The sequence below is a fragment of the Microbispora rosea genome (assembly GCF_044460045.1).
Taxonomy (GTDB): domain Bacteria; phylum Actinomycetota; class Actinomycetes; order Streptosporangiales; family Streptosporangiaceae; genus Microbispora; species Microbispora rosea.
Map to the genome: position 1 here is coordinate 34,546 of NZ_JBITJO010000017.1, position 23,534 is coordinate 58,079.

General features: G+C 72.1%; 27 protein-coding genes. 14 read left to right on the forward strand and 13 right to left on the reverse strand.

Annotated elements, in window-relative coordinates; genetic code table 11:
* Positions 1-26: 26 nt before the first annotated feature.
* The 3 genes from ACIBK1_RS39000 to ACIBK1_RS39010 all read right to left on the reverse strand — a co-directional run bounded on the left by ACIBK1_RS39000 (position 27) and on the right by ACIBK1_RS39010 (position 2,041).
* Positions 27-731 carry a hemerythrin domain-containing protein gene (locus tag ACIBK1_RS39000; protein WP_396740654.1) on the reverse strand — a complete coding sequence of 235 codons (705 nt, stop codon included), beginning with the start codon at positions 729-731 and terminating at the stop codon, positions 27-29.
* A 150-nt stretch (positions 732-881) separates the two neighbouring features.
* Positions 882-1,271, reverse strand: a complete 390-nt coding sequence (locus ACIBK1_RS39005; RefSeq protein WP_030511236.1) for a VOC family protein — start codon at positions 1,269-1,271, stop codon at positions 882-884.
* On the reverse strand, positions 1,268-2,041 hold the full coding sequence (locus ACIBK1_RS39010) for an arsenate reductase/protein-tyrosine-phosphatase family protein (protein WP_396740657.1): 774 nt from the start codon (positions 2,039-2,041) through the stop codon (positions 1,268-1,270). The genes ACIBK1_RS39005 and ACIBK1_RS39010 overlap by 4 nt, the downstream gene beginning before the upstream one ends.
* Before the next feature lie 137 nt (positions 2,042-2,178).
* Between ACIBK1_RS39010 and ACIBK1_RS39015 the strand changes: the two genes are divergently transcribed.
* From ACIBK1_RS39015 to ACIBK1_RS39050, 8 genes are all read left to right on the forward strand, one after another.
* A complete protein-coding gene (locus tag ACIBK1_RS39015; protein ID WP_396740659.1) occupies positions 2,179-2,853 on the forward strand; it encodes a pyridoxal 5'-phosphate synthase in 675 nt (224 codons plus the stop codon).
* 71 nt (positions 2,854-2,924) lie between these two features.
* Positions 2,925-4,211 (forward strand): APC family permease, encoded by a 1,287-nt coding sequence (locus ACIBK1_RS39020; RefSeq protein ID WP_396740661.1) that lies wholly within the window; start codon positions 2,925-2,927, stop codon positions 4,209-4,211.
* Between the two features lie 40 nt (positions 4,212-4,251).
* Complete coding sequence (locus ACIBK1_RS39025; RefSeq protein WP_396740663.1) at positions 4,252-4,995, forward strand: MerR family transcriptional regulator; 744 nt, start codon at positions 4,252-4,254, stop codon at positions 4,993-4,995.
* Positions 4,996-5,067: 72 nt separating this feature from the next.
* On the forward strand, positions 5,068-5,460 hold the full coding sequence (locus tag ACIBK1_RS39030) for a GntR family transcriptional regulator (RefSeq protein WP_030511231.1): 393 nt from the start codon (positions 5,068-5,070) through the stop codon (positions 5,458-5,460).
* Positions 5,457-6,347 (forward strand): ABC transporter ATP-binding protein, encoded by an 891-nt coding sequence (locus ACIBK1_RS39035; protein ID WP_030511230.1) that lies wholly within the window; start codon positions 5,457-5,459, stop codon positions 6,345-6,347. The genes ACIBK1_RS39030 and ACIBK1_RS39035 overlap by 4 nt, the downstream gene beginning before the upstream one ends.
* Positions 6,344-7,402, forward strand: a complete 1,059-nt coding sequence (locus ACIBK1_RS39040) for an ABC-2 transporter permease (RefSeq protein WP_030511229.1) — start codon at positions 6,344-6,346, stop codon at positions 7,400-7,402. Before ACIBK1_RS39035 ends, ACIBK1_RS39040 begins: the two co-directional genes overlap by 4 nt.
* Entirely contained in the window at positions 7,399-8,841 is a 1,443-nt protein-coding gene (locus ACIBK1_RS39045) for a S41 family peptidase (RefSeq protein ID WP_030511228.1), read from the forward strand. The genes ACIBK1_RS39040 and ACIBK1_RS39045 overlap by 4 nt, the downstream gene beginning before the upstream one ends.
* Positions 8,842-8,887: 46 nt before the next feature.
* Positions 8,888-10,078 carry an alpha/beta hydrolase family protein gene (locus ACIBK1_RS39050; protein ID WP_396740666.1) on the forward strand — a complete coding sequence of 397 codons (1,191 nt, stop codon included), beginning with the start codon at positions 8,888-8,890 and terminating at the stop codon, positions 10,076-10,078.
* A 15-nt stretch (positions 10,079-10,093) separates the two neighbouring features.
* On the opposite strand, the gene ACIBK1_RS39055 is transcribed toward ACIBK1_RS39050, so the two are convergent.
* The 4 genes from ACIBK1_RS39055 to ACIBK1_RS39070 all read right to left on the reverse strand — a co-directional run bounded on the left by ACIBK1_RS39055 (position 10,094) and on the right by ACIBK1_RS39070 (position 14,104).
* Positions 10,094-11,050, reverse strand: coding sequence for a phosphotransferase family protein (locus ACIBK1_RS39055; RefSeq protein ID WP_396740668.1), 957 nt, complete (start codon positions 11,048-11,050; stop codon positions 10,094-10,096).
* 114 nt (positions 11,051-11,164) lie between these two features.
* Positions 11,165-12,049 (reverse strand): fructosamine kinase family protein, encoded by an 885-nt coding sequence (locus tag ACIBK1_RS39060; protein ID WP_396740670.1) that lies wholly within the window; start codon positions 12,047-12,049, stop codon positions 11,165-11,167.
* A gap of 77 nt (positions 12,050-12,126) precedes the next feature.
* Positions 12,127-12,939, reverse strand: coding sequence for a putative protein N(5)-glutamine methyltransferase (locus ACIBK1_RS39065; protein WP_396740672.1), 813 nt, complete (start codon positions 12,937-12,939; stop codon positions 12,127-12,129).
* Positions 12,940-13,105: 166 nt separating this feature from the next.
* The gene (locus ACIBK1_RS39070) at positions 13,106-14,104 is read right to left on the reverse strand and encodes a sigma-70 family RNA polymerase sigma factor (RefSeq protein ID WP_396740674.1); all 999 of its coding nucleotides are present in this window, start codon (positions 14,102-14,104) and stop codon (positions 13,106-13,108) included.
* A 64-nt stretch (positions 14,105-14,168) separates the two neighbouring features.
* Between ACIBK1_RS39070 and ACIBK1_RS39075 the strand changes: the two genes are divergently transcribed.
* Positions 14,169-14,894 (forward strand): FMN-dependent NADH-azoreductase, encoded by a 726-nt coding sequence (locus ACIBK1_RS39075; protein ID WP_396740676.1) that lies wholly within the window; start codon positions 14,169-14,171, stop codon positions 14,892-14,894.
* Positions 14,895-14,933: 39 nt separating this feature from the next.
* On the opposite strand, the gene ACIBK1_RS39080 is transcribed toward ACIBK1_RS39075, so the two are convergent.
* From ACIBK1_RS39080 to ACIBK1_RS39090, 3 genes are all read right to left on the reverse strand, one after another.
* Positions 14,934-15,983, reverse strand: a complete 1,050-nt coding sequence (locus ACIBK1_RS39080; protein WP_396740678.1) for a DUF418 domain-containing protein — start codon at positions 15,981-15,983, stop codon at positions 14,934-14,936.
* 227 nt (positions 15,984-16,210) lie between these two features.
* Entirely contained in the window at positions 16,211-16,801 is a 591-nt protein-coding gene (locus ACIBK1_RS39085; RefSeq protein WP_363532575.1) for a DinB family protein, read from the reverse strand.
* Positions 16,802-17,023: 222 nt separating this feature from the next.
* The gene (locus ACIBK1_RS39090) at positions 17,024-17,200 is read right to left on the reverse strand and encodes a MiAMP1 family antimicrobial peptide (RefSeq protein WP_396740761.1); all 177 of its coding nucleotides are present in this window, start codon (positions 17,198-17,200) and stop codon (positions 17,024-17,026) included.
* Positions 17,201-17,557: 357 nt separating this feature from the next.
* On the opposite strand from ACIBK1_RS39090, the gene ACIBK1_RS39095 reads away from it, so the two are divergent.
* The 4 genes from ACIBK1_RS39095 to ACIBK1_RS39110 all read left to right on the forward strand — a co-directional run bounded on the left by ACIBK1_RS39095 (position 17,558) and on the right by ACIBK1_RS39110 (position 20,608).
* Entirely contained in the window at positions 17,558-18,178 is a 621-nt protein-coding gene (locus ACIBK1_RS39095) for a dihydrofolate reductase family protein (protein WP_387071127.1), read from the forward strand.
* Between the two features lie 123 nt (positions 18,179-18,301).
* A complete protein-coding gene (locus tag ACIBK1_RS39100; protein WP_396740680.1) occupies positions 18,302-18,625 on the forward strand; it encodes a YciI family protein in 324 nt (107 codons plus the stop codon).
* Positions 18,622-19,863: an RNA polymerase sigma factor gene (locus tag ACIBK1_RS39105; protein ID WP_396740682.1), complete on the forward strand. Its 1,242-nt coding sequence runs from the start codon at positions 18,622-18,624 to the stop codon at positions 19,861-19,863. The genes ACIBK1_RS39100 and ACIBK1_RS39105 overlap by 4 nt, the downstream gene beginning before the upstream one ends.
* A gap of 259 nt (positions 19,864-20,122) precedes the next feature.
* Entirely contained in the window at positions 20,123-20,608 is a 486-nt protein-coding gene (locus tag ACIBK1_RS39110) for an FBP domain-containing protein (RefSeq protein WP_030511216.1), read from the forward strand.
* Between the two features lie 187 nt (positions 20,609-20,795).
* Here the strand turns inward: ACIBK1_RS39110 and ACIBK1_RS39115 are convergent, their stop codons facing one another.
* Entirely contained in the window at positions 20,796-21,242 is a 447-nt protein-coding gene (locus ACIBK1_RS39115) for a winged helix-turn-helix transcriptional regulator (protein ID WP_030511215.1), read from the reverse strand.
* 129 nt (positions 21,243-21,371) lie between these two features.
* Between ACIBK1_RS39115 and ACIBK1_RS39120 the strand changes: the two genes are divergently transcribed.
* Entirely contained in the window at positions 21,372-22,244 is an 873-nt protein-coding gene (locus ACIBK1_RS39120; protein WP_396740685.1) for an aldo/keto reductase family oxidoreductase, read from the forward strand.
* Positions 22,245-22,369: 125 nt separating this feature from the next.
* On the opposite strand, the gene ACIBK1_RS39125 is transcribed toward ACIBK1_RS39120, so the two are convergent.
* Entirely contained in the window at positions 22,370-22,711 is a 342-nt protein-coding gene (locus ACIBK1_RS39125) for an STAS domain-containing protein (protein ID WP_156081167.1), read from the reverse strand.
* A 278-nt stretch (positions 22,712-22,989) separates the two neighbouring features.
* A complete protein-coding gene (locus ACIBK1_RS39130) occupies positions 22,990-23,532 on the reverse strand; it encodes an ATP-binding protein (protein WP_396740687.1) in 543 nt (180 codons plus the stop codon).
* Positions 23,533-23,534: the final 2 nt, after the last annotated feature.

Here is a 23,534-nt window from a genome sequence, read left to right on the forward strand (position 1 = left end):
CCGGCGAGCCGGTCGAGGTCCGTCCGTCATTCGCCGGGAGTGAAGCGGGACAGGTCGTAGATGCCGAGCGCCTTCTCGATGTCGGCGACCTGGTCGACCACGCCTTCGAAGCCGCGCGGCCCGAAACGCCGGTGCTCTTCGTCTTCGAAGACCTCGGCCAGGCGGAGGAACTCCTTGGCGGGGACGACCTCACGGAAGGCGGGGAACACCACCGTGTCCTCCCGCGCCTCGTGCGGCTCGTACATCCGCACGAACGCCGTCATGTCGGCGACCAGGGGGTGGGCGGCCCTTGCGCCCCTGGAACGCCCGGTGGCGGTGAGAATGCGCCCCGTCAGCTCGCGTCCTCGGCGGTGTTGCAGCAACAGGACCGAGACGGTGCCGGTGAGCCTGCCGGCCTCGCGTAGCCGGGGAAAGACGTACCTCTCCTCCAGGTGCTCGTGGTAGTCCTCGATGAAGCCGCGGATGATGCGGGCGGCGGCGTTCAGCGGCTGCGCGGGAGGCCGCTCGCCGCCCTCGATCCGTCGGATGCCCTCCCGGTAGACGAGCAGGAGACGTTTCAGCACGCCGTGCTCGCGCATGAGGTCCTCGGGCGGAGTCACCTCCGCCTCCTCCTCAGGGGTTTTCGGCGCGGCCGCCGCGGGGGCCGCGACCGTCACCGCCCCGGCGAGGGCGGCGGCGGACAGGTTGAGCAGGTCGCGGCGGCGCACCGCCGGTGAATCACGATCGTCCACGCCGTCTCCGTCCTCCGCCCGGTCGTCGGGCTCCGCCCGCGTGCTCGTACGCGATCGGAGACTCCCCCGTACGGCCGGAGGCCACGCGGGGGCGCCGGTAAACGCTTGGCCTGGCGATCCGTGTCACGCGATCGGCCTGGCCGGCCGGCGTCAGGGCCGATGGGCGGCGGGCTGGAACAGTTCGACGAGATTGCCGGCGGGGTCGGGGAGCAGGATCTGCCGCCCGCCGGGGCCGGTGACGACCTCGCCGTGGAACGGCATGCCCGCGGCGTGCAGCCGGTCGATCTCCGCGTCCAGGTCGTCGACGACCAGCTGGATGCGGTTGCGGCCCGTGCCGGTGGCCTCGGCGGGGGTGGCCCGGGCACCGGAGCTGGCGGGTCCCGACAGCAGCAGCCGCAGCGGCCCTCGTACCACGTCGGCGAAGGCGGGCGCGGCGCTGCTGTTCAGGGTGAAGCCGAGGTGGGTGGTGTAGAAGCCGACGGCCGCCTGGACGTCGTCGACGAGGTATCGGACGCTGGCGTAGTGGTCGGTCGCCGTCATGAGTGAGCCTCCGGAGTCTGAGCCAGGACGGGCAGTAGGTGACGGATGCGCGTGTCGATGTCCGCCGTCGCCCGGCCGAGCGCGGCATGGACGTCCTGCTCCGACCGGCCGGCAGCGGCCGGGTCGGGGGTGCTCCAATGGATCCACCGCGCGTGGTCGCCGAACTCGGGACAGGATTCGCGGACCTTGTCGCACAGGGTGATGACGTAGTCGAACCGGCGATCTCGAAGCGTGTCCAGATGGCGGGGCCGCCGGTCGGCGATGTCGATGCCGTACTGCTCACGCAGCACGCGTACGGCGTGGGGATTCATCCGTGCCGCGGGCCTGCTGCCGGCACTGGTCACGGTCACCTGACCGGCGGTGTGATGGCGCAGCAGAGCTTCGGCGACCGGTGAGCGGGCGCTGTTTCCCGTGCAGGCGAACAGCACCGAGAGACGGGGCCACCGCGGGGGAGGCGCCGGCGGCTCGGGAACGCCGCGCAGTGCGGGATGCAGGGCGGCCCCGGCGCCTGCCAGGGCCTGGGCGCAGCGGTCCAGGTCGAGCCGGTAATAGCTGTCGCGGCCGTCGTGACTGCTTCGTGTGGCGGTGACCAGGCCGCCGTCGCGCAGCAGCCGCAGGTGGTAGGAGACCAGGTTCTGCGGTGCCCCGACCAGTGTCATCAGCTCACGGACCCGCAGGTCGCCCACCGCGAGCTCGGTCAACAGCCGCCAGCGCAGCGTGTGGGCGGCCAGGCGCACGAACGCCGGAAGGGCTTGCTCGGACGACGCCATGACCCGGACAATACATCAAATGCATTTGATGGAACACTGTCGAGGAGGCGGGCCCGCGGCCGCGGCCTCGTGGCGTATCGGGACCAGGCGCCGGGCTCGCGGTGGTGAGCACGGCGGCGCGAAGTGGAGGAGTGATCGTGGGGGAGAACGCTGTGGCGGGTTCGATTCGTGATCTGTTGCGGGGGCTTCCGGTCTTCGACACCGCGTTGCCGGAGTTCGACGTCGACGCCGCGCCGTCCGACCCGGCCGCCCTGTTCATGGAATGGCTGACCTCGGCCGTCGAGGCCGGGGTGCGCGAACCGCACGCGATGTCGCTGGCGACCGCCGACAGCCGCGGACGGCCGTCCTCCCGTGTGCTGATCTGCAAGGACCTCGCGGCGGACGGCACCTGGTATTTCGCGACGAGCGCGGGCAGCCGCAAGGGACGGGAACTGGCCGCCACGCCGTACGCGGCTCTGTGCTTCCACTGGCCCGAGCAGGGCCGTCAGATCCGGGTGCGGGGCGTGGCCGTCGCGGCGGACGCCGAGCGCGGCGCGGCCGACTTCCTGGCGCGTTCCCCCGGTGCCCGCGCCGACGCGCTGACCGGCCGCCAGTCGCAGGTCCTGGACGACCCCTCCGACCTCGAAGCCGCCCTCCGCGCGGCACACGCCGCGATCGAGGCCGATCCCGGCGTGGTCGCGCCGGGATGGACCCTGTACGGCGTGCGCGCCGAAGAAGTCGAGTTCTGGCAGGCCGACCGCGACCGCCGGCACACCCGCCTGCGCTACACGCGCGAAGAGGCCGCCTGGGCGCGGCACCGCCTGTGGCCCTGAGACGACACGCCGGCCAGGCCCGAACCCTCGGCCGGAAAGCACGGTGATCGATGTCGGGATCGGAGGTAGTCGTGGGAACACCCGCCCGCGCAGGGGAGGGGCCGCTGGAGCGCCGGCTCGGCCTGGCCGACGCCGTGACGATCGGGCTGGGTTCGATGATCGGCGCGGGGATCTTCGCCGCCCTGGCGCCGGCGGCGCGGGCGGCCGGGTCCGGGCTGCTGCTCGGGCTGGCCGCCGCGGCGGTGGTCGCCTACTGCAACGCGACCTCCTCGGCCCGGCTGGCCGCGCGCTACCCCGCCTCCGGCGGCACCTACGTGTACGGCCGGGAGCGGCTGGGGGACTTCTGGGGCTACCTGGCGGGGTGGGCGTTCGTGGTCGGCAAGATCGCCTCGTGTGCGGCGATGGCGCTGACCGTCGGCTCCTACGTGTGGCCGGAGCGGGCCCACGCGGTGGCGGTGGCGGCCGTGGTGGCGCTGACCGCGGTGAACTACGCCGGGATCCACAAGAGCGCCTGGCTCACTCGGGTCATCGTCGGGGTGGTCCTCGCGGTGCTGGCCGTCGTGGTGGTCGCCGGTCTGACCTCCGGCGCCGCGGACCCGGGACGGCTGGACGTCGGATCCGACGCCACCGCCGGAGGGGTGCTGCAGGCGGCGGGTCTGCTGTTCTTCGCCTTCGCCGGCTACGCCCGCATCGCCACCCTCGGTGAGGAGGTCAGGGACCCGGCGCGGACCATCCCCCGTGCGATTCCGCTCGCACTCGGGATCACCCTGGTCGTCTACGCGGCGGTCGCGGTGTCCGCGCTCGCCGTGCTGGGCGGCGGGGGACCGGGTGACGGGGGACTGGGTGACGGGGGACTGGGTGACGTGGTCGCCCCCCTGGCCGCCGTCGTGCGGGAGGCCGGGCATCCCGGGCTGGCCCCGGTCGTACGGGCGGGCGCCGCGGTCGCCGCGACCGGCTCGCTGCTCGCGCTGATCCTCGGGGTGTCCCGCACCACGCTGGCCATGGCCCGCGACCGGCACCTGCCGCACGCGCTGGCCGCCGTCCATCCGCGCTTCGCGGTGCCCCACCGCGCCGAGCTGGCCGTCGGCGCGGTCGTGGCGATCCTGGCCGCGACCGCGGACCTGCGCGGCGCGATCGGGTTCTCCTCCTTCGGCGTGCTGGTCTACTACGCCCTCGCCAACGCCAGCGCGTGGACCCTCGGCCCCGAGGAGGGACGGCCGCCGCGGGCCGTGCCCATCGCAGGCCTGGCCGGGTGCCTGGTCCTGGCCTTCGCCCTGCCGCTGTCGTCGGTGGTCTCCGGGGCCGCCGTGCTGGCGGCCGGCGCCGCCGTCTACGCCCTGCGCCGGGCCGTCACCTGACGAGCGGGGCTTGAGACTCGCGGGCCGTTACCATGAGCGGATGCGACCCGAAGCCTCAAGTCCGGTGAGCCGCAGGACGCTGCGCCCGGTCGACCTGGCGCGGGAGGCGGGGGTCTCCACCCAGCAGATCCGCAACTACGCCGACACGGGGATTCTCCCGCCCGCGGAGCGGACGGCCGCCGGCTACCGCAGGTTCGACACGCGGCACCGCGAGGCCCTGCTCGCCTACCGGGCGCTGGCCAAGGGATACGGGTGGGAGGCCGCCCGGTCGATCATGCTGGCGGTGCACGACGGCGACCTGACGGGCGCACTCGCCCTCGTGGACGCCTGCCACGCCGCGCTGCACAGGCAGCGGCTCGCCCTGCGGGCGACGGGGGAGGCGCTCGAAGCGGTGGCCGGGCAGGATCCCGGCGGCCCGGCCGCGCCGCAGTCCGCGCTGCGCATCGGGGAGGTGGCCGCCCTCCTCGGCGTACGCGCCTCGGCGCTGCGGGTGTGGGAGGCCGCAGGACTGCTGACGCCGCAGCGCGAGCCCGGCACCGGCTACCGGTGGTACGGCCCGGCCGAGGTCCGCGACGCCCGCATGATCCACATGCTCCGGCAGGGGCGTTATCCGCTGACGCGGATCGGGGACGTGCTCGACGGCCTGCGCGCCACCGGCAGCACCGAGGCGCTGCGCGCCGCCCTCGCGGAACGCGGCGCCGCCCTCGCCGCCACGGCCGTCGCCATGCTCGAAGGATCGGCCCGCCTGCACGACTACGTCGCCGGCGCACGCCGACAGGCCTGATTCGGTGATCCTTACGGTCTCTTAACAACTACACTCCTAAAGTGCTAGGAACCTAGTTGAATAGAGGTTGCAATGATCGAGTTCTACCTGGACGGCCGGTCCGGTCTCTCGCCGTACCTGCAGCTCGTCCAGCAGGTGCGGCACGCGCTGCGGCTGGGCCTGCTGCGTGAAGGCGATCAGCTTCCGACCGTCAAGGACGTGGTGGCGCGCCTGGCGATCAATCCGAACACGGTGCTCAAGGCCTACCGGGAACTCGAGCACGAGGGCCTGGTGGCGGCCCGGCCGGGGGTCGGGACGTTCGTGACCAGGACGCTGACCGACGCCTCACTGGCCGCGCACGGCAGGTTGCGGCAGGACCTGCGCCGATGGCTGACCAAGGCCCGCCTGGCCGGCCTGGACGACGAGAGCATCGAGGCCCTGTTCATGACCACCTTCCGCACCGCCTCCCAGGAGGACATCGCGTGAGCGCCGTCCTGCGGGCCCACGACCTGGGCAAGAAGTACGGCAAGCGATGGGCGCTGCGCGACTTCACCGTCGACATCCCGGCCGGCCACGTCGTCGGGCTGGTGGGCCCCAACGGCGCCGGCAAGACCACCCTGCTCAAGCTGGCGGCCGGTCAGCTGACGCCGACCTCGGGAACCATCGCCGTGCTCGGCGGCCGTCCCGAGGCAGAGCCGGCGCAGCTGGCCAGGATCGGGTTCGTCGCCCAGGACACCCCCGTCTACGCGGGGTTGAGCGTGGCCGACCATCTGCGGCTGGGCGCCCGGCTCAACCCCGGATGGGACGCCGCGCTCGCGCGCGACCGCCTCGAACGGCTCGGTCTCGATCCCCGGCATCGGGCCGGGAAGCTGTCGGGCGGGCAGCGCGCCCAGCTCGCCCTCACGCTGGGCCTGGCCAAACGGCCCGAGTTGCTGATCCTGGACGAGCCGGTCGCCGCGCTCGACCCGCTGGCCCGGCGCGAGTTCCTGCAGGGCCTGATGGAGGCCGTGGCCGAGCACGAGCTCAGCGTGGTGCTCTCCTCTCACCTGGTCTCCGACCTGGAACGGACCTGCGACTACCTGATCGTCCTGGTCGGCTCGCGGGTGCGGGCGGCGGGGGAGGTCGAGGAACTGCTGGCCACCCATCACCGGCTCACCGGCCCGCGCCGGGACCCCGATCGCCTGCCCGCCGGGCAGCATGTCGTGTCCGCCCGCCACACCGACCGGCAGAGCACGCTCATCGTCCGCACCGACGCCCCGATCCACGACCCCGCCTGGAGCGTCAGCCAGGTCACGCTGGAAGACCTCGTCCTGGCCTACATGGACGAACCCGCCCCTGCCCCCCTGAGACCGGTCCTGGAGGTCAAGCGATGATCTGGCTGACCTGGCGCCAGTTCCGCCTCGCGGCCGCGGCGACGGCCGCCGCGCTCGTCGTGCTCGCCGCCGTCCTGGCACTGACGGGCCCCGGCCTGGCTTCCGGCTACTCCGCCGGGATCACCGCCTGCACCCGAAACGGCGACTGCCCACGCTTCTTCGACCACTTCTTCGACGACTACCAGACGCCGTTCCTGGCCGTGGCCGTCGTCGTGCTGATCCTGCCGGCCCTGCTCGGTCTCTTCTGGGGGGCGCCGCTGATCACCCGTGAGCTGGAGGCGGGCACCCACCTGCTGGTGTGGAGCCAGAGCATCACCCGCACCCGCTGGCTGGCCGTCAAGCTCACGTTCACGGGCCTGGCCGCCGTGGCCGCCGCCGGAGTGTGCAGTCTCGTCGTGACCTGGTGGTCCACTCCTCTGGACAGGTCCGCCGCCCCGGGCTTCACGCTCATGGACCCCCTGGTGTTCGGCGCGCGCGGCATCGTCCCCATGGCCTACGCGGCGTTCGCCTTCGTGCTCGGCGTGACCGTGGGGATGCTCGTCCGCCGCACGGTGCCCGCCATGGCCGTCACCCTGGCCCTTTTCGCGGCGGTTCAGATCGTCATGCCGCTGGCGGTCCGGCCCCACCTGCTGCCTGCCGTCAGCGCCTCCTTCGAGCTCGGCCCGGAGAACGTGGACTCGTTCAACAAGCTCAGCGACCAGGAGTTTCCGCAAGTGATCCTGGATGCGGCGATACCCGGGCAAAGGGGCGCGTGGGTGCTGTCCAGTCGCCTCACCGATCCGTCGGGACGCGTGGGCGGCGACGGCGCTCCCGTCACCGTTCGCGTGTCCACGACATCAGGACCGTGCGCGCCGTCCCAGCATTCCCAGGGTCCGGGCAAGGGCTTCGACACCTGCATCGCCGAGATCAACCGGCTGGGCTACCGGCAGGAGGCGGTTTATCAGCCGTTCGAGCGGTTCTGGCCCTTCCAGTGGATCGAGACCGGGATCTACGTCCTCGTCACCGCCGGCCTCGCCGGTCTCTGTTTCCGGTGGATCCGCAGGCGTCTGTCATGACCGCCAAGTCCACGGTGGCCGGGCTCGTGCTCCTCCTGACGGTCGCCTGCACGGCGACGACCCCGCCGCGGACCCAGCCCGCCACGGCGACCGCCGCCGGATCCCCCGTCTGCGCCGAGCCCCGGGGGAATCCCCCGCCGGAGACGCCCACCACGATCGACGTCGTCGAGCAGGCGTACTTCTGCATCCTCGCCAACTACTACAGCGGGGCCACGCTGGACGCACGCTCGCTGCTGACCGCGGGATTCGCGGCCTTCGTCCAGGAGCTCAACCGCGGCGGACGCGACGTGCCCGAGGCCACGATGCCGGCGTTCACCGGGGACCGGACCACCGACTGGGCCGCGTTCGAGACGGTCTATCGGCGCGTCACCGGCCGGTTGCCGGACGACGCCGAACTCCGGGGGAAGCTCGCCGCCGCCACCCTCCAGGCCGTCGTGGCCGCCCTGGACGACGACCACGCGCGCTGGAACCACGCAGGCCGGCGTCCGCCGGACTCCTACGACGGGGACCAGTACGGCCTGGGTCTCCACGCCAACCTCGGCCGGACCGCAAACCCCGAGACCGCCCTGCCCCCGCTGTTCGTCACCACCGTGCCGGGCGGTCCGGCGAAGGAGGCCGGGCTGCGCCCCGGCGACGTCATCGAGTCGATCGACGGATCGGCGCCCTTCGCCGGCGGAGAGGTCACCCCGGCCGCCGTCGCCGCGCTGTATCCGCACTACCCGGAAGCCGGAGCGGTCCGGCTCCGGATGCTGCGGCAGAAGACCGGCAGGCGCTGGACCGTGACGCTGAAGCCGAGGTTGTACCGGCCTGATCCGGCCACCCTGCAGGTGGTGACACCGGAGCTGCTAGGCGACGGCATCGCCTACGTACGGCTGAGCGGGTTCGCGCCCGACGCCGCGGACCGGGTGTTCCGCGCGATCTCCAGGCTGCGCGCGGGCCGCACGCTCACCGGCGTCGTGCTCGACCTGCGCGGCAACGGCGGCGGCAGCCCCGACGAGGCGATCCGGCTGCTGAGCGGGTTCGCCCATGGCAAGGTCACGGCCTACCAGTGCGCGGCCTCCCCGAACACCGGGGACGGCGCGTGCGACCCCATGCGCACCGACGACAGCGTGCCGCTGCTCGGCCTGCCCCTGGTGGTGCTCACCGACCGCGGCTGCGCCTCGGCCTGCGAGCACTTCAGCTCCGCCGTCAAGGACCTGCGTCTCGGACAGCTGGTCGGGACGCGAACCGCGGGCGCCGTCTCGGGTCCGGCGCGGCCGTACCTTCTCGGCGACAACACCACCCTGACCCTCCCGTCGACGCACCACCTGGCGCCCGGCCGCGAGGTGATCGACCGGGTCGGCGTGGCACCCGACCACTACGTCCCACTGACCCCGCAGGACGCCGCCGCCGGGCGCGACCCCGCGCTCGACGAAGCCCTCAACCTGCTGCACACGTGACCGGCGCCCACGGAGACGTGCGCCGCGGGAAAGGACGGACCGCTTCATGAGTCACGCCGTCAAGCACCTGGCGGTCGCCGGGCTGATCGGCCTCGCCGCGGCCGCCTGCACCGCGCCACCCCCGCCCAGGACCGTCGCCGCCGCGGCCACCGCCCCGGCGGCCGCACCCACCGGCGCCGCGGCCCTGCCCGCGCCCACCGGTTCCCACCCGGTGGGCGCGACCACCCTGTATCTGAAGGACGCCTCCCGCCCCGACCCGTGGGTGCCCGAAGTGAAGGCCAGGGAGCTCATGATCACTCTGTGGTATCCGGCTCGGGCGGGGGAGGGGCGGCGGGCCCCCTACATGACCGCCAAGGAGTCCGAGCTCACGCTGCGGGGCAAGAAGGTGACCGGCGTGCCGTACGACGTGCTGAGCCGCACCCGCACCAACGCCGTCGATGACGCGAAACCGGCCGGGCGCACGGGCAGCCTGCCCCTGGTGGTGCTCTCGCCGGGGTTCACCATGCCGCGGAGCACGCTCACATCACTGGGCGAGGAACTGGCCAGCAGGGGATATGTGGTGGCCGGCGTCGACCACACCTACGAGAACTACGCGACGACCTTCCCGGACGGGCGGGTCGCCGAGTGCGTCGCGTGCGACAGCGACACCGACCCCGGCTTCGGCGCGAAGGTGGCCGACGTCCGCGCGGCAGACGTCTCCTTCGTGCTCGACCAGCTGACCGGACCGCACGCGAAGTGGGAGGGCTCCTCCTTGATCGACCCGTCCGAGATCGCGATGGCGGGCCACTCGATCGGCGGGGCCGGCGCCGTGGCGGCCATGCTGAAGGACCCGCGGGTGCGCGCCGGGATCGACATGGACGGCACCACCTACGCCCGGATCCCGAAGAGCGGGCTGTCGCGGCCGTTCCTGTTCATGGGCTCGGCCGGACACGAGCCCGCGGGCCGCGACAACTCCTGGGACCGCGACTGGAAGCTCCTGACCGGATGGAAGCGCTGGCTCGTCCTGCCCGGCGCGGACCACCAGTCCTTCACCGACGTGCCGCTCCTGGCCGGCGCTCTCGGCATCGCCGTCCCCGGCGACCTGTCCCCGGACCGCTCCGCGGAGATCACCCGCACGTACGTCCGCGCCTTCCTCGACCGGCACCTGCGTCACGAGCCGCAACCCCTGCTGGACGAGCCGTCGCCGCGCTACCCCGAGGTGCGCTTGTGCACCCCGGGCGGGGCCGCCTGCCGGTAGCCCGCCGCCCCCGGTCTACAGAGCCCACCAGTGCGCGGCCAGGCAGTCAAGGGTGGGCCGCGGCGGCACGGGCAGCCGGGTCAGATACCAGGCGAGGCTGCTGTAGCGGTGCAGCAGGGCGTAGGCCAGCAGCCTCCTGCTCAGCTCCTCGCCCAGGTCGCACTCGCGGTAGCCGTACGCGAGGAGCAGACGGCGCAGGATATCCGGCTCTGCGCAGGAGAAGAACAGCCCCACTGAAGCGAACTCGTACTCCCGCGCGCCCCGCATCGCCGGTTCGAAGTCGAACAGCCCCGACAGTCGCCAGCCGTCGCCGTCCCGCACCACCCTCAGATGCTCGCGCATCACCTCCGTGTGCAGCAGTACGGGCGCGGACGGCGGGAGCTCGACGCTGTCGAGGAAGCCCGGGATCTGCGCCAGCCACACCTCGTCCAGCCCGTCGGCCCGGTGGTGGGCCACGCACTCCTGCCGCCGCGTACGGAGGAAGCCGTCCCAGTCGGGCGGGCCCACGGCGGCGTCGACGGCGGGGGAGGAGACCGAATGGAGCGCCGCCAGCGTCTCACCCACGATGGCGGCGAGCTCCATCCGGTCGTCTCGTGGGATGTGCGGCCAGGCCCCGGCGAGGCTCTCGCCGCGCAGGCGGGTCATCAGGATGTAGCTCCACCCCTCGAGATGCTCCGCCCCCATGACTCGCGGTGTCGGGATCGGCAGGCGTCCCTCGACGGCCCGCAGGACGGTCAGCTCCGTGTCGTACTCCTCAGGCAGGTAGACCTCGGGGTAGAGCTTGAGCACATGCCGGTCGCCCACCGCGTAGACAGGCAGCGACCCGTCGGCGAAGCGCTCGACGCGTTCGCCGCCGAGCCCGAGATGTTCCAGCAGGGCCGACACGGCCGGGCCGAGTCGGGACTCGTCCCGCCGGACGGCCATGAACTGCTCCTGGGTCTCGGCCTGAGGCAGCCGCACGTCGGATAGCACGGCCCCGACGATAGACGGGGGCGCCCGAAGCCGATCAACTGGTTTTCCCGCGGCGACCGCCCCTGCGCGGCCTGCTGCGCGTCGAGGAGCAGTCCCTCGTGTCCTCGGCTGAGCTCACGACCTCCGCCGGAACGGGGCGAGCGTGGCCCGCACCAGGTCGGCGGCGCCCCAGTCGGGGTCGAACTGGGCGATCACCGCCAGGTGCTGGCGCAGCTGGAGGATCGGCATGCGTTCACGCCAGTCGCGGTCGAGCCCGGTCAGCTCGGCGTACAGCTCGAAGAACACCTGAGCCTCGGGCGGCGGCGCCGTCGTCCAGAGGTGCGCCAGGTCGACCTCGGCCCACGTGTACGACACGGCCGGATCGATCAGCGCGGGCCGCCCATCGGGGGTGGCCATGACGTTCAGCGCCCACAGGTCGCCGTGCGTCAGGCACGCGGGCCTGACCGGCAGCAGCTCGGGCAGCCGGTCGCACAGCCGCTCCAGTGCCGCCCGGTCCGCGGTGTCGAGCGCCTCCCGGACGCGAGGTTCGCCGAGCCAGCGCAGCAGACGGTGCCGGGCGAAGAACTCGAACCCGTCGTCATTCCAGGTGTTGACCTGGCGGCGACGGCCCAGCCAGTTGTCCCGGTGCCATCCGAATCGCGGGGACCGCGTGGTGGTGTGCAGGTGGGCGAGCGCGTGCGCGAACCGCTCCCAGAAGGCCCCGGTGTCCGGGCGGGGCTCCAGCACGGACAGCACGAGCAGGTCCCGGTCCGCGAGGATGATCTCGGGTGTGGCGACGCCGCCCGCCTCGCGCAGCACCGTGAGCCCCTCGGCCTCCGCGGCGAAGACGTCGTCCGAGGGCGACTCGCCGAACGCCTTGACGAACACCGGCGTGCCGTCGCCGCGGCGTGCGAGCCCCGCCGTCGCGGCGAGGCCGCCGGTGGCGGGCTCGACCGCGACGACGTCGGTCAGGCCGGCCGCGTGCAGGCGTTCCAGCAGGAAGGACGTCGTATTTGTCACGGGTGAGCTCCTCTACTCCCCGGGGGCCCGGACTCGGGCGCCCGGACCGATCAACCGGTTTCCGCCGCCCCGGCCGCTCAGCCGGCGCGGCTCGGCCTGGTTCCGATCACGGTCGTCGCGTCCAGTTCCTCGTCGTACGTCAGGCGTGCGGTGAGCCGCGCGCGGGACACGGCGTCGGTGGTCGCCCGGGCCTGGCCCTCGCTCGTCTCCACCAGCAGGTGGCCGCCGGGCGCGAGCCAGGCGTCAGCCTCGTCGACGACCCGCCGTACGATGTCGAGCCCGTCCGCGCCGCCGTCGAGCGCGACCTGCGGCTCGTGCACACGCGCCTCCGGCGGCAGCAGCCCGATCGCGCCGGTGGGCACGTACGGCGGGCTGGCGAGCAGGACGTCCACCCGGCCCCGCAGGTCGGCCGGCAGGGCCTCGTACAGGTCGCCCTCGTACACCCCGCCTCCCATGACCCTGCCACCGGTCGCGGCGAGGTTGCGGCGGGCGCAGCGTACGGCGGCGGGATCGACGTCCACGGCATGCAGCTCGACCGGCCCGACGGCGGCGGCCAGCGCCGCGCCGAGCGCGCCCGAGCCGCAGCACAGGTCGACGACGACGGCGCCCGGCCGGGCCAGTGCGGCGGCCTGGCGGACCAGGAACTCGCTGCGCGGCCGGGGCACGAAGACCCCCGGGTCCACGGCCAGCCGGAGACCGCAGAACTCGGACCACCCGAGGACATGCTCCAGGGGAAGGCCGCGGGCGCGCCGGTCCACCATGTCGTCGAGCTCGGCGGGTGTACGCGCGGCGGAGACCAGCAGACGGGCCTCGTCCTCGGCGAACACGCATCCGGCGGCGCGCAGCCGGGCCACGATCGGAGAAGGAGCGGGGGAGAAGGACAGTGACAAGGGAGAGCCTTTCGGTGTGCAGAGGGCGCTCCCGCGGTCGCCTGCCTCTACGCGACCGAACGCATGGGGAGAAGGGAGCACCCGACCTGTTCAGCGGTAATGGGGCTCACCTCCTCGCGTCGTCGCCGCCGTGAGCGGCACCCTACACCAGGCCGCGGGCGCACCCTCACATCGCGGGGCCCGGAAAGGCGGGGCTCAGAGAAGCAGGATCCAGGAAGGCAGGATCCGGGAAGGCAGGGTCCAGAAGGGCAGGGTCGAGAAGGGCGAGATCCAGCGCGTGCAGGCGCGCGGGGTCGGCCACCACGTCGATCTCGGCGATCCGCTCTCCTTCCACCGCCAGGGCGAGAGCGAGCAGCAGCCGGCCGTGCGGCGCCACCACCACGCCCACGGCCCCGTTGACGAGCGCCGGTTCGGCGAACCGGGCCCGCCGGCCGAGGACGACGGTCTCCTGCGCGACCGCCCGCGCACCGCGCACCACCGCCGGCAGACCCGGGGGCAACGCGGCTGGATCGGCCCTGCGAACCACTTCGGGCGCCAGCACCGCCATCAGCGCGTCCATGTCGCCCTCGCGCGAGGCGATGAGGAAGGCGTCCACGACGCGCCGGTGCCGCGCGGCCTCAGCGCCCGCGGCCTCCGGTCTGCCCCGCAGCCGGTGGCGTGCCCGGCTGGCGAGCTTCTTGGCGGCGACCGGCGACCGGCCCACGATGGGGCCGATCTGGTCGAACGGCACGGCGAAGACGTCGTGGAGCACGAACGCGACCCGTTCGGCGGGAGGCAGCGTGTCGAGCACCACGAGCAGCGCCCGGCCCACGGAGTCGGCCAGCACCGCCTCCTGCTCGGGGTCGCCCCCGCCGTCCCGTGCCCTGCCGTCCCACGCGCTGCCGTCGACCGCCTGGCCGTCCCACCCCCGGTCGTACGGCCGCGGCGCGGCCTCCTCCCGGCGGGCGCGGGCGCGCAGCATGTCGAGGGACACGCGAGAGACGACCGTGGTCAGCCATCCGCCCAGGTTGGCGACCCCGCCGACGTCGGAGCAGCTCAGCCGCAGCCAGGTCTCCTGGACGGCGTCGTCGGCCTCGCCGCCGGTGCCGAGCATCCGGTGGGCGACCGCGCGCAGATGCGGACGGTAGGTCTCGAACAGCTCGGCCAGCCCGTCGTGCTCGCCCATCGGTCACCTTTCCCCCGCCCGCCTCGTCACCACCATGACGTACACGAGGCAGAAGAGGTGACAGGTGACGTCATTGCTGCATGTCGATTCCAGCGCGAGCCTCGCGGGCGATTCGGTCACCCGGCGGCTGACGGCGTCGTTCGCCGATGCCTGGTGCCGGCGGCACGGAACGAGCGGGTACCGCTATCGGGATCTGACGGCCGACCCCGTGCCGCTGGTGTCCCATGCCTACACGACCCTCGGCCGCCGGGTGGAGCGGCACAGGGTCGTCCCGCTCGCGCGGGTGACCGCGATGACCGGCGGCCCGGCCGAGGAGCGCGAATGGGCGCTGACGCTGCCGCTGATCAGGGAACTGCTGGAGGCGGACACCGTGCTGGTCGGCGTCCCGATGTACAACTTCACGGTGCCGGCCGCGCTCAAGGCGTGGATCGACCGGGTGACGTTCCCGGGAGCGTACGTCGATCCCGCCACGGAGACCGGCCGCCTGCGCGACACGACGGTGGTCGTGGTCGCCGCCAGGGGCGGCGCCTACGGTCCCGGCACCCCGCGGGAGGGCTTGGACTTCCAGACGCCCTACCTGCGGACGTACTTCCGCGAACTCGGGGTGGCCGAGGAGAACCTGCACGTCGTGCAGGCCGAGATGACCCGCGCCGGGGACGTCCCCGCGCTGGCCCGCTTCCGCGAACTGGGCGACAGGTCGCTCGCCGACGCGTACGCCGCGGTGCGCGCGCTGGCCGGCGGCGGGGAGGGCGACCGGGCGTTCCCGCAGGATCTCGGCTCACGCCTGTGACGCGGTCGACCTGTGACGCCGTCGGATCCGTGACGCCGTCTACTCCCGGCGCAGGGGCGGCCGGCGGGACCAGGTGGCCCAGCGCCACAGCCATTCCAGCGGGCCCTGCCGGTAGCGGCGCAGCCACAGGGTGGACCACACCCATTGGACGGCGAGGATGACGCCGGCGATCAGGGGCACGGCCGCGGCCGGCCAGGTGTGCGGCGGGCCGCCGAGGGCGCGGCCCGCCACCAGCACGAGGACCGTCGCGGACAGGTAGTTGGTCAGCGCCATCCGCCCGAGCGGCGCGAACACGGCCCGCAGCACCGGACGCAGCGGCGTCCTGAGCACAACCAGCAGGGCGCATACGTACACCCCGGCGATCAGCAGTCCGGCCCCGGCCAGTGAAATGCCGAAGGCGCGGCCGGCCGGGTCGGACCGGGTCTGGAGCCACAGCACGGGTGCCGCGGCGGCGGCAAGGACCAGCCCGAGCCTGGTCGGCACCCGCGCCGACTGCTCCAGCCTGTCGATCACGCCATACCGGACCAGCGCCGAGCCCAGCAGGAACAGTCCGGCGATCAGGGCGAACCGGTCGCCTCCGACGAGCAGCGACACCGCGACGAACGCGGGAGCGAGGGCGGCGACGGCCAGACGGGGCAGCCAGGTCGAGGGCAGCAGCACCAGCAGGCCGATGACGGCGTAGGTGCTCAGGATGTCGCCGTGCCACAGCAGCAGGAAGTGCGCCACGCCGAGCGCGAGCAGCGCCAGGAGCCGTCGCAGCAGGACCACCCGCGGGCGGGCGGCGCGGGCGGCCGCGGAGTCCAGCAGCAGCGAGAAACCGACGCCGAAGAGCAGGGAGAAGATCGGGAAGAAGCGCTGCTCGACGAGCACTCCGAGCCAGGCGGCCTCGCTTCCCCCGGGGGTGGACGGCGGGACGAACGCGCCGGTCGCGGCGATCGGCTGGACGTTGGCGAGCAGGATCCCGCAGAGGGCGAACCCGCGCACGACGTCGAGTGCGGCGATGCGCGGGCGGCCCGCCGAGGTGGTGGCGTGGCCGCCCTCGCCGGGCCGCAGGTGCACGGCGGGGGAGGTGACGTTCTCACGATGCATGGGGCCTCATCCTGCGGGCGGCTGCCCTTCGCCGTTATCGGCCGGAAGCATGGTTCCGGCCGCCCGCGACCGTACTTTCGGCCAGTTCCGGAGGCCGGGCTCGGCGCGGCGGCGCCGGGGGTGCGCCCTGACGTCCCTCGTGCCGCTCGGCGGGGCCGCCCGGCACGCCGCCGGGCGCCGGTCAGGGGCTCCCGGCGCCGCGACGATCGGAGTGACGTGGTACGCGCTCAGCCCCGGCCGGCTTCCCGCGCCGTCTGCTCCAGCCGGTTGCGGTAGTCCTCCCACCACTTCTGATCACCGGAGGGCAGGTTGAGGTTGCCGTCCCGCAACCCGGCCTCTCCGTCGATGAGCTCCCTGACGATGTCGGCGTGGCCGGCGTGCCGGTTGGTCTCGGCGATCACGTGCACCAGGATCTGGTGCAGCGTCACCTCGCTCCGCTCGTCCGGCCACCACCGCACGCGCCCGGTCGCGTCGAGCGCCAGCGCGGCGATCGTGGTGTCCGCGTGCTGCCACACCCGGCGGTACAGCCCGGCGATGTCGTCACGCGACTCGTCGGCGGTCGCCCACATGTCGGCGTTGTCCTCGGCGTCGTCCGCTATCCACGGCAGCGGTTCGCCGAACGGCCGCCCGAAGGTCTCGCCGAAGTAGCCCGCCTCCACTCCCGCGAGGTGCTTGACGAGCCCCAGGAGGTTGGTGCCGGTGGGCGTCAGCGGGCGGCGGATCTCATACTCGGAGAGCCCGTCGAGCTTCCACAGAAGAGCGTCACGGGCGGCTTGCAGATAGCGGTGCAGGTCATTCTTCGGTTCCCATGCGGTCATCCGCGCAGTCTTTCAGGAGGCGCCTGCAGCACGCACCGGCGTTTTCCGGGGGAGCGGTCGTCCTCATGTCATGCGGTCGCCCTCGTGCAGCGCGGTCGTCCTCGTGCAATGCGGTCGTCTTCGTGCAATGCGGTCGTCTTCGTGCAATGCGGTCGTCCTCGTGCAATGCGGAAACGTCCCGCCCCCGGCGGGCACCGGGGGCGGGACGCGGCGGAGCCGGGGTCAGCAGCCGATGAAGATGCTCTTCCAGCCGACCGGAGTCCGCTGCTCCGCGTTCCTGTCGGCGGCGAGTGTGAAGTGGGCGACGCCCTGCGCGTCGGGCTGGTTGTACATCCGGCCGCTCTGGCCGTCGCCATACCAGCGGTAGGACCCGTGGAAGGGATGTTGGACACGCCGCAGCGGTCGATGACCACCGACCTGCCGCTGAAGCCGGGCCCCTCATAGGCGACGTACTGGGAGGCGTAGGCGGCGCCGGCGCTGATCACGATCGTCGCGGCCGTCAGGGCGGGGACGAGGACGAACCTTTTCATGACACTCCTTCGGCCCGCCTTGGTTCTACCCTCAGTAATCGAATGGTAACCCTCTGTACTCACCTCGTCACCCCCCGGGCTTGGCGGGAGCTCGGGTGATCGCCGGCGTCGTCGCCCGTGAAGTTTGGAAAAATCCGGAAGGCGGGTGTCGGATCGAGGCGGCGGTGTTCGTAGCAGGGGTGTAGCCGCCCACGAGGGGCGGCGCCCAGGAGAAGGAAGCACGATCATGAAGCTGACGACCATCACCCAGATCACCCTCGACGGAGTGACGCAGGGGAACGGCGGCGCGTCGGACGAGGACCGCAGGAACGGATTCGAGCGCGGCGGATGGGCCCTGGGCAAGGGCGACGACGAGACCCACGCGTTCATCAACCAGACCTACCAGCACGCCGACGCGTTCCTGTTCGGCCGGCGGACCTACGAGCTGTTCGCCGGCTCGTGGGGGACCATGACGGTCCAGGACGCCCCGGGCTGGGAGCCCGTCGTGCGGGCGTTGAACACACGGCCCAAGTACGTCGCGTCGGCCACACTCGCCGATCCGGCCTGGTCGGGCACCACCGTTCTGTCCGGCGACCTCGCGACGGCCATCGCGGACCTCAAGGCCAAGCCGGGCGGTGAGCTGCAGGTGCACGGCAGCGGCACCCTGATCCGGTGGCTGCTGGAGAACGATCTGGTCGACGAGATGACGCTGATCGTCGTTCCCGTCATTCTCGGCCAGGGCGCGCGGTTGTTCCCGGACGCGGGCCCGGATCGTGCGCTCGACCTGGTCGAGTCGCGTGTGGACTCCAAGGGTGTGACGATCCAGGTCTACCGGCCGGCGGGGCGCCCGCAGTATGCGACGGCGTGAAGTGCCCGACCGGCACGCCCGCCAGTCTTGACACCACCGTCTTGACATCGCTGTCTGACACCACTGTGCGGCACCACTTGTTCTGGCACCACTTGTTACGGCACTCAAGGAGACGATCCTCAGATGCAGTACCTGCTTTCCGTGATCCACGACAAGGCCGGTCTCGCCACCCCGGAGGAGGACGCCGCGATCGACGTGTTCAACGACCGGCTCCAGGCCGAGGGCCACTGGGTCTTCGCCGGCGGCCTCGCCTCGCCCAGCACGGCCACCGTCATCGACAACCGGGGCGGGGAGGCGATGGTCACCGACGGGCCCTTCCTGGAGTCGAAGGAGTACCTCGCCGGCTTCTGGATCATCGAGGCCGCCGACCTCGACGTGGCGCTCAGGCTGGCGACCGAGGGGTCCGAGGCCTGCAACCGGAAAGTCGAGGTGCGACCGTTCCTGTGAGCGGGATCGACGTCCGCGAGGCGATCACCCAGGCCCACCACGAGGAATGGGCACGGGTGGTCGCCGCCCTGACCAGGCGGTTCGGCGACCTCGACATCGCCGAGGAGGCGGCCGCCGAGGCGTTCGCGACCGCCGTCCAGCGGTGGCCGGCCGACGGCGTGCCGCCCAATCCCGGCGCCTGGCTGACCACCACCGCCAACCGAAAGGCCATCGACCGGATCCGGCGCGAGAGCAGACGCGACGACAAGCACAAGGAGGCTCAGATGGTCTACGACGACGACCCGCGCGAGCCCGTCGGCGCCATCGACGACGACCGGCTCCGGCTGATCTTCACCTGCTGTCACCCGGCACTGGCGATGGAGAGTCGCGTGGCGCTGACGCTGCGCATGGTCGCCGGCCTGACCATGCCCGAGATCGCCCGCGCCTTCCTGGTGGCCGAGAGCGCCATGGGGCAGCGGATCACCCGCGCGAAGGCCAAGATCAAGGCGGCCCGCATCCCCTATCGAGTGCCGTCGGCGGAGGACCTCCCGGCGCGCGTCTCCGGCGTCCTCGCCGTCCTCTACCTCGTGTTCAACGAGGGCTACCTGGCCACCGGCCCCGACACCGATCCCGTACGGCACGAGCTGACCGCCGAGGCGATCCGGCTCACTCGCCTGATCCGTGTCCTCCTGCCCGACGACGGTGAGGTGGCCGGACTGCTGGCGCTGATGCTCCTGACCGAGGCCCGCCGCCCCGCACGGGTCTCGGCCGGCGGCGAACTGGTCGCTCTCGACGAGCAGGACCGTGGGACCTGGGACGCGGGGCTGATCGCCGAGGGGCACCGGCTGGTGCGCGAGCGCCTCGCGGCTGCCGCCGCCGGGGAGGCTCCGGGCCGCTACCAGATTCTCGCGGCCATCAACGCCGTGCACACCTCCGCCCGCGACATGCGCGACACCGACTGGTCGCAGATTCTCGCCCTCTACGACCAGCTCGTCCGCCTCGACCCGTCGCCGATCGTTGCGCTCAACCGGGCCATCGCGGTCGCCGAGCTCGACGGCCCGGAGGTGGCGCTGGCGGCCGTCGGCCGTCTTGAGCCCAGGCTGGTCGGCTATCACGCCTACCACGCCACCCGTGCCGACCTGCTGCGCCGGCTGGGCCGTGATCACGAGTCGCGCGCGGCCTACGACAAGGCCATCGGCCTGGCGGGCAACACCGCGGAGATCGCGTACCTGACCCGCCGTCGCGACCACCTGCGGTAGCGCCTGCGGACGCATCCTGTCCGCCAGGTCCCACGACGAGGGCCGCGCCGCCCCACGGCCCTCGTCCCGCCGGCGACGCTCACGCGCCGGGACGGCGTATCGGCTCGGCCCACAGGTCCGCGCTGCCCGGACGACGTCCCAGCCGCGTTCGCAGGTCGGCCGTGGGTGAGGGTGGGTGACGTCCTGCGGCCTTCCTAGGATCCCTAGGAGAAAACTTAATCAATTGCCCTGAAAACCGGCCACCGATAGGTTCGTGCCTATGAGGCCAATTGCCGAGCGCGAGATCCGCGCCTCCTTCGTCAACTGCACCAAGGGCGAGGTCAAACGCCTTGCCGTACCGAGGGACCTGGATGGGCGGCCCTGGGACGACCTGGACTTCCTGGGCTGGCAGGACCCTTCCTCGCCGGGTCGCGCCTACCTGGTCGCCGAGCAGGGCGACCGTCTGGTGGGGGTGGCACTACGACGGGCCGCCCCCAACGCCGGACACGTACGGCGCAGCATGTGCTCGCTCTGCCTGACCACGCACACCGGTGACGGTGTGTCGCTGATGACCGCCCGGCGCACCGGCGGCAGCGGCAACTCCGTGGGCGCCTATATCTGCACCGACCTGGCCTGCTCCCTCTACCTGCGAGGCAAGAAGGACGTCGGTCCCGGCGGGCGGATGCCGGAGTCGCTCACGCTCGAAGAGAAGATCAGCAGAACCGCGGTCAACGTGAGTGAGTTCCTCCAGAAGGTGACCGGGTGACTGCCACGCTCCGCGCGCACGGCGCGACGGAGCCGCACCCCTTGCCCGTCATCTGACCGGCAAGGGGTGTAGCCGCCCTGGCCTGGTCTCATCCGGCGCGGCGGTCGATGTGATCCGCCGGGCGATGGCGAGCACGATCGCGCCTCGGGCATGCCTCGAAAAGCGCGCTCCAGACGTGGTCGAGGGCTCAGGCGGCGCCGGCGTCGTACGTCGCGCGGTTGGCGAGCACATCGTCCATGTGCATCTCGGCCCAGGCCTTCAGGCCGCGCATCAACTGGTGCAGGGAGAGACCGAGGTCGGTCAGCTCGTAGCAGACCGTGACGGGCACGGTCGGCGTCGCGGTGCGGGTGATCAGACCGTCGCGCTCCAGGGAGCGCAGCGTCTGAGTGAGCATCTTCTGACTGACGCCGGCCAGTTGGCGGGACAACTCCGAGTAGCGCATCGACCGCGGCTCACCGGCGCAGTCGGCGCCCGGCTCAGGCGAGCCGCCGCCGCTGCCCAGCGCGGCCAGGATCAGCGTGACCCACTTGTCGGAGATCCGGTCGAGCAGCTTGCGGCTGGGACACACGGCGAGGAAGGCGTCATACTCCGCCTTGGCCTGTGCCCTCTTCTGTGCCGCCGTCATCGTCGTCATCGACCGCTCCTTGGATCTGTGGGTGCCTTACGCACTCCGAAGTGCCTACTTCCTATCAGTGCGTTGCACACCAATACTGATGCACCGAACCGTTAGGCACCACTTAGTTCGACACGAAAGACGTAAAGCATGAGCACGCTCTCCACTTCGCTTCCCGGCGGCACCTGGACCCTGGGCGATCTGACCGTCACCCGGTTCGGCTACGGCGCCATGCAGCTCGCCGGGCCAGGGGTCATGGGCCCGCCCGCCGACCACGACAGCGCCGTCGCAGTCCTCCGCGAGGTCGCCGACCTCGGAATCACCCACATCGACACCGCCGGCGCCTACGGCCCGCGCGTCACCAACCTGCTGATCCGCGAAGCGCTGCACCCGTACGCGGAATCGCTGCACATCGCGACCAAGGTCGGCGCGACCCGCGACGAGCACGGCGGCTGGCCCCCGGCCCGACAGCCCGAAGACCTGCGCCGCGCCGTCCACGAAAACCTTGAGACCCTCGGCCTCGATGTGCTCGACCTGGTCAACCTCCGGCTCGGCGACGCCCAGGGACCCCGGCCCGGCTCGCTCGCCGAGCCCTTCGAGACGCTCGTCGAGCTTCAGCGGCAGGGTCTGATCCGCCATCTCGGGGTCAGCAACGCGACGGCCGAACAGGTCGCAGAGGCACGCACGATCGCGCCGATCGTCTGCGTGCAGAACATGTACAACCTCGCCTATCGCCAAGACGACGAGCTGATCGACGAGCTCGCCGACGAGGGCATCGCCTACGTGCCCTTCTTCCCCCTCGGCGGCTTCAGCCCGCTGCAGTCCTCGGCGCTGTCGACGGTGGCGGCACGGCTGGATGCGACGCCGATGTCTGTGGCCCTGGCCTGGTTGCTGCAGCGGTCGCCGAATATCCTCCTGATCCCCGGCACCTCGTCGCTGACGCACCTGCGCGAGAACGTCGGCGGCGCCGGGCTCTCGCTCTCCGACGAGGAAATCGCCGAGCTGGACAAGATCGGCCGCTGACGGGGTGTCCGCGGACCTTGGCGGGGTCGGTCACCGCGCAGGGAAGAACCTCCGGTCCTCGCGAAGCCGGCTCCGCTCCACCCGCGGGAATGCCTCCACCGAGCTCGTCCGCCCGGGAGCGGGGGTCAGAGCTCGGCCGTGGCGCGCTCCACGGTCTCGAACTGGACAAGCGCGCGTTCGAGGCCGGTCAGGTTCAGCACCCGGGCCAGCATCCCGCGCGTGTCAGCCAGCACCATGCGGCCGCCGTCCGCGACGCACCGGTCCTGCAAGCGCAGCAGCATGCGCAAGCCGTAAGAGTCACAGAACCTCAACGCCCCCACGTCGAGGATCACCTTCCGGTAGCCCGCCTCGTACTCCCGCACGAACGCGTCGTCGAGGTGCGGGGCGGTGGCCACGTCGAGTTCCCCGTCAAGAGCCAGCACCGTGTGGGGCGGTTTATGGCCGACGACGATGTGTAGCCTGCCCATCTCGTCCTTCCCAATCTTGTCAGCCGCGACCAGCTTCAGCCGGGGGTAGCACTCCACTCAGACCTGGCCCGCGTGGACCCGGCCCACGGAGATCCCGCCCACGGAGACACCGGCTCACGGAGACACCGGCTCACGGAGACCAGGGGCGCCGTACCCCCTCGGGGTTGGGCACGAGCGGCTCCCTCTCAAGCCTCCTCGGTAGGGCCGCGGCCGGCAGATCGCGTTCTCTGTCATGAAGGTGGCTCGCTCCTGTTCCGTTGCAGGGAAAGCGGCGGCCGTCAGCGACGGACCTTGGAGGACAGCTCGAACCAAATGATCTTTCCCCTCGGGGTGCGGTCGGTCCCCCAGCAGCAGGCCAGTGCGTCCAGTATGTGCAGCCCTCGGCCGCTCTCGTCGTCGGGGGCGGGCCAGCGCATCTTGGGGATCCCCTCGCTGCAGTCCTCGATCTCGCAGCGCAGCAGCCCGTGCACCGTCGACAGTCTCATGGTGAGGTCGTCGCAGCACGTGTGGCGCAGCACGTTCGCGACCAGCTCGCTCACCAGGAGCTCCGCCTCGTCGGCCAGGTAGTCCATGCCCCATGTGCTCAATTGCTTGCGGGTCAGACGGCGGGCCCGGCCGCATGAAGTCGTCTCCACAGGCAACCGCCAGGAGGTCACTTCGAAGTCGGGGCTGTCCGCGAGCTGTATCGCCAGGTCGCCGACCACCCGTAGCAATGTCTGCCAGCGGTCACGGATGAACGAGTGACGGCGCCGCGGGCGGTTGCCCGCCTCGCAGCCGTACGAGGCCGGCACCAGCTGGTTCCGGAAAGGAGAGTAGATCATGC